The organism is Asticcacaulis sp. (assembly GCF_027484505.1).
In the GTDB taxonomy this organism is placed as follows: Bacteria; Pseudomonadota; Alphaproteobacteria; order Caulobacterales; family Caulobacteraceae; genus Asticcacaulis.
On record NZ_JAIXSV010000078.1, the window covers coordinates 1 to 4,364 of the forward strand.

Consider the following 4,364-nt stretch of genomic DNA (forward strand, 5'->3'; position numbering starts at 1 on the left):
CCGTCGTCGAACAGGTTGAACAGGGCGCGCGGCTGGCTGTAGTCGTCATTGCCTTCGCGGTGATCGTAGCGGTCGGCATCGCCTGTAATCCGCAACGGCGGTTCGCGGTATTGCGGGGCTTCGCTGGGGCCGCCGAAGCTGTTGGGCTCGTAATAGGCGTCCGGGTTCGACTGGAAATTGTCGAAAAAGCGCATCGAGCCGTCGCGATGATAGTGGCTCACCGGGCATTTCGGCGCATTGACCGGCAGGGCCTCATAGTGCGTTCCCAGACGGTAGCGGTGGGCGTCGGCATAGGCAAACAGGCGCGCCTGCAACACCTTGTCCGGTGAAAAACCGATGCCGGGCACGATGTTCGACGGCGAAAAGGCCGCCTGCTCGATCTCGGCGAAGTAGTTGGAGGCGTTGCGGTTCAGCTCGATGACGCCCACGTCGATCAGCGGGTAATCGCTGTGCGGCCACACCTTGGTCAGGTCGAACGGGTTGTAGGGCGTGGTGTCGGCCTCCAGTTCCGGCATGATCTGCACCTTGACGTCCCACTTCGGGTACTGGTGGGCTTCGATGGCCCCGAACAGGGCCTCCTGATAGGTTTCGCGCGACTGTCCGATCACATCGGCGGCCTGGGCATTGGTGTAGTGGGCGTGGCCCTGACGCGTCTTGAAGTGGAACTTGACCCAGAAGCGCTCATTGTCGGCATTGAGGAAGCTATAGGTGTGCGAGCCGTAGCCATTCATGTGCATGGGATCGGTGGGGATACCGCGGTCGGACATCAGTATGGTCACCTGATGCAGGGCTTCGGGCGACAGGGACCAGAAATCCCAGGCGGCGGTGGAGGAGCGCAGGTTGGTGCGCGGATGACGCTTCTGCGTATGGATGAAATCCGGGAACTTCAGCGGGTCGCGGATGAAGAAGACCGGCGTATTGTTGCCGACGAGGTCCCAGTTGCCTTCTGAGGTGTAGAATTTGAGGGCAAAGCCGCGCACATCGCGCTCGGCATCGGCGGCGCCCAGTTCGCCGGCCACGGTGGAAAAGCGCGCCAGCAGCGGGGTGGTGGCCCCCAACTCAAAGACGCGGGCGCGAGTGAATTTTGAGATGTCGTGCGTGACGGTGAAGGTGCCGAACGCGCCCCAGCCCTTGGCGTGGACGACGCGCTCCGGGATGCGCTCACGGTTCTGATGCGCCAGCTTTTCGACGAGCTGATAGTCCTGCATCAGCAAAGGCCCGCGCGGCCCGGCGCTCAGGCTGTTCTGATTGTCCGCCACCGGCGCACCCGCCGTCGTGGTCAGTAATGGCGTGGTCATGGTCGCCTCCGAACGAATGGAAAGTATGGGAAGAGGGGACCGCGCGTGCGGGGGTGACGGCGGTCCCCGGATAACAGGGCTAGCTCTTAAAATAAGCGAGCAGGTCCGCGTTAATGGTGTCGGCATTCACCGTCGCCATGCCGTGTGAAAACCCCGGATAGGTCTTAAGCGTGCCTTTTTTCAGCAGCTTGACGGCCAGTTTCGCGGAATTCTCGATGGGCACGATCTGATCGTCTTCGCCGTGCATGACGAGGACCGGGATGTCGATTTTCTTAAGGTCCTCGGTGAAGTCGGTTTCCGAGAAGGCCTTGATGCAATCATAATGCGCCTTGCTGCCGCCCATCATCCCCTGACGCCACCAGTTGTCGATCACGCCCTGCTGCACCTTGGCACCCGGACGATTGAAGCCGTAGAAGGGGCCCGACGGCACGTCGCGGAAAAACTGGGCGCGGTTGCTGGCCACCGCCATGCGGAAGCCATCGAACACCGACAGGGGCAGGCCATTCGGATAAGCCGCCGTCTTGAGCATGATCGGCGGCACAGCCCCCAGAAGCACGCCCTTGGCCGCGCGCTTCGTCCCGTGACGACCCAGATAACGCGCCACTTCGCCGCCGCCGGTCGAGTGGCCGACGTGGATGGCGTTCTTGAGGTCGAGGGCGACCACCAGGGCGTTCACGTCGTCGGCATAGGTATCCATTTCATTACCGCTGTCGGTCTGGGTCGAGCGACCATGCCCGCGGCGATCGTGGGCAATCACGCGGTAGCCATTGGCCAGAAAGAACAGCATCTGGGCGTCCCAGTCGTCGGCCGTCAGAGGCCAGCCGTGGTGAAAGACGACGGGTTGCGCAGTCTTGGGGCCCCAGTCCTTGAAGAAGATCTGAACGCCGTCGCGGGTGGTAAGATAGCTGCCATTGAGCATGGAATGGGCTCCTGAAGGTGAGGATGAGGGTTTTGCGGGTTTGGTTTTGCCCGTGCCGGCTTGGGCAGGGGCTGCCAGTGTGACCGCGGCCGTGGTGGCAAGCGCCATAGCGCCGCCCATCACCTGTCGCCGGCCGGGTTGGTAAGGATTTGTCATGAGAGGGTTCCGATGCAGGTTGAGATCCGCAAAGCCGCCACAGGGTTCACCGAGGTGTTCGGCATGCCCCCTGGTTGCCAGCCTCATCAGCTTGCCGCTGAAATGCCATACGGGAAATCGAACCTAGATAGGGGGCGGGGCCTACATGGGATGGGTTATACCTATACCAAGGTTTGTCCTGATTTATCCCGCAGGCCCGGTTATGATGCGGTAAGGCGTGCGTCGTGTTCAGGCGCGTCTATATGTAGGGAGTAGGTGAATGCCCAAAGGCTTGGTAGCCATTGTGGATGACGACGAGATGGTTCGCATGGCGACGGCAAGTCTGCTCAACTCTTTCGGTATTTTCACACTTAACTTTGCATCGGCGCGTCAGTTCCTTGAGGCCAATCGCAAGAACATTGCCTGCCTCATTACGGATATTCAGATGCCGGACATGTCCGGCCTTGATCTGCTTCGCGTCCTGAGACAGGCCAGAGACCGTGTGCCCGTTATTCTGATTACCGCCTTCGCCACACCGACTCTTCTGACGCAGATAGAGCCGCTGGAGACCTCGGGCCTCCTTGAAAAGCCGCTCGATGGTGACAAGCTGATTGCGCTGGTGCTGGCCGCGCTGGACGAGGACAACGAGCAGCTATGAACGGGGGCGCTGTGAATTCACCTGAAGCGCACGTCCGCCCCACAGGTACGGGACCGTTGTCCCTCGCCGCCTTTCTCGATGTCGCGGTCGGGGCCGCGCAGAGCCTGACTCAGAGCCACCTGAAGGGTGAGGCTTTGGGGATGTCAGGCATCGCCGGGCTGATCCCGCCGGGGCGCGTGGACCCACAGTGGCTTCTGGGCGAAGACTATATATACACGGCTCCCGAACGCCTGCATGGTTCCGCTGTCCATCAGGACGCCCCATCCAGTGATCTCTACGCACTGGGGGTTTTATTTTATCAGATTCTCACCGGGCGGCGGCCCTTCGACGCTGTGGACAGGGCGGAATGGCGACATGCGCATCTGGCTATCGAGCCGCGTCCCCCAAGTGCTTTCATTGCCAGTCTTCCGCCACTGATCGACGCGATTGTCCTGAGACTGCTCAACAAGGACCCCGCTGACCGGTATATCAGCGCCGAGGCCCTTTATGTCGATCTGGCGGCTTGCGCCAGCGCTTTGAACAGTAAGGGCAATTTGCCGTGGTTCGAGCCGGGGGGCTCAGAGGCTCCCTTTCGCTTCGACCAGACCGATGGGCTGCTTGAACACTCCGAACAGGTCAGGCAGATCGAAGCCGTGATCGGTCGCGTTTCGCGTGAGGGGAAGCACGCGATGGCTTTTGTGTCCGGTCCAGGCGGGATCGGAAAAACCTCGCTGGTTCACTACGCCATAAAAACCGCGGGTGTAGCCTCAGCGGCGGGTAAAAGCGACAAGCTTCAACGCGACAAACCTTATGACGCGGTGGCTCAGGTCTTACGCATCCTGTTCAACCGCTTGCTGAGTGCCGGCGAAGACGAGATCGAAAGCGCCCGTGTACAACTGACGCAACAGCTTGAGGGGCATGGCCGGGCGATTGTCGATCTCGTGCCCGAAGCCGAACCGGTGCTGGGGGTGACACCACCTCTGGCAGAGGTTTCCGCGCAGATTGCCCTGTCGCGCACGCAAAACGCCATTTGTCGGACCCTGGAGTTCTTTGCGACCTCGGCCCGGCCACTGGTGTTGTTCTTCGATGACTTGCAGTGGGCGGACGCTCTGACTCTGGGAGTAATCGGCGCGGTGATCAGCCGTGCACCAGAACAGCTGTGCCTGATCGGGGCGTATCGGGACGGTGATGAGATAACCGCAGAGCTGGCCCGGTTGATCGGGTTGGCTAGATCAGGGCAGAGCCCGTTCACGGAACTGGTCGTCAGTCCGCTTTCGCTTGAAGACACCCGCCGGGCTATCCGTGCCTCACTGCCCGGTAACGTGCCGCAGATGGGCGATATCGGTGAAATGATCCACCGGCGCACCTCCGGAAA

The 4,364-nt window shown here is 61.2% G+C and carries 4 protein-coding genes; 2 read left to right on the forward strand and 2 right to left on the reverse strand.

The window, feature by feature from the left end; genetic code table 11:
* Positions 1–1,298 (reverse strand): catalase (locus Q0072_RS04545; protein ID WP_298326351.1); only part of this gene is annotated, 1,298 nt, incomplete at its 3' end.
* 79 nt (positions 1,299–1,377) lie between these two features.
* Positions 1,378–2,217: an alpha/beta hydrolase gene (locus Q0072_RS04550; protein WP_298326358.1), complete on the reverse strand. Its 840-nt coding sequence runs from the start codon at positions 2,215–2,217 to the stop codon at positions 1,378–1,380.
* A gap of 415 nt (positions 2,218–2,632) precedes the next feature.
* On the opposite strand from Q0072_RS04550, the gene Q0072_RS04555 reads away from it, so the two are divergent.
* A complete protein-coding gene (locus Q0072_RS04555) occupies positions 2,633–3,010 on the forward strand; it encodes a response regulator (protein ID WP_298326353.1) in 378 nt (125 codons plus the stop codon).
* 56 nt (positions 3,011–3,066) lie between these two features.
* Positions 3,067–4,364, forward strand: a 1,298-nt coding sequence (locus Q0072_RS04560) for an AAA family ATPase (protein WP_298326355.1), incomplete at its 3' end; no start/stop codon positions are given.

Bases quoted from the DNA above. Each gene is read 5' to 3' on its own strand.
- Q0072_RS04550 (WP_298326358.1), bottom strand. From the start codon at position 2,217: ATGCTCAATGGCAGCTATCTTACCACCCGCGACGGCGTTCAGATCTTC.
- Q0072_RS04555 (WP_298326353.1), top strand. From the start codon at position 2,633: ATGCCCAAAGGCTTGGTAGCCATTGTGGATGACGACGAGATGGTTCGC.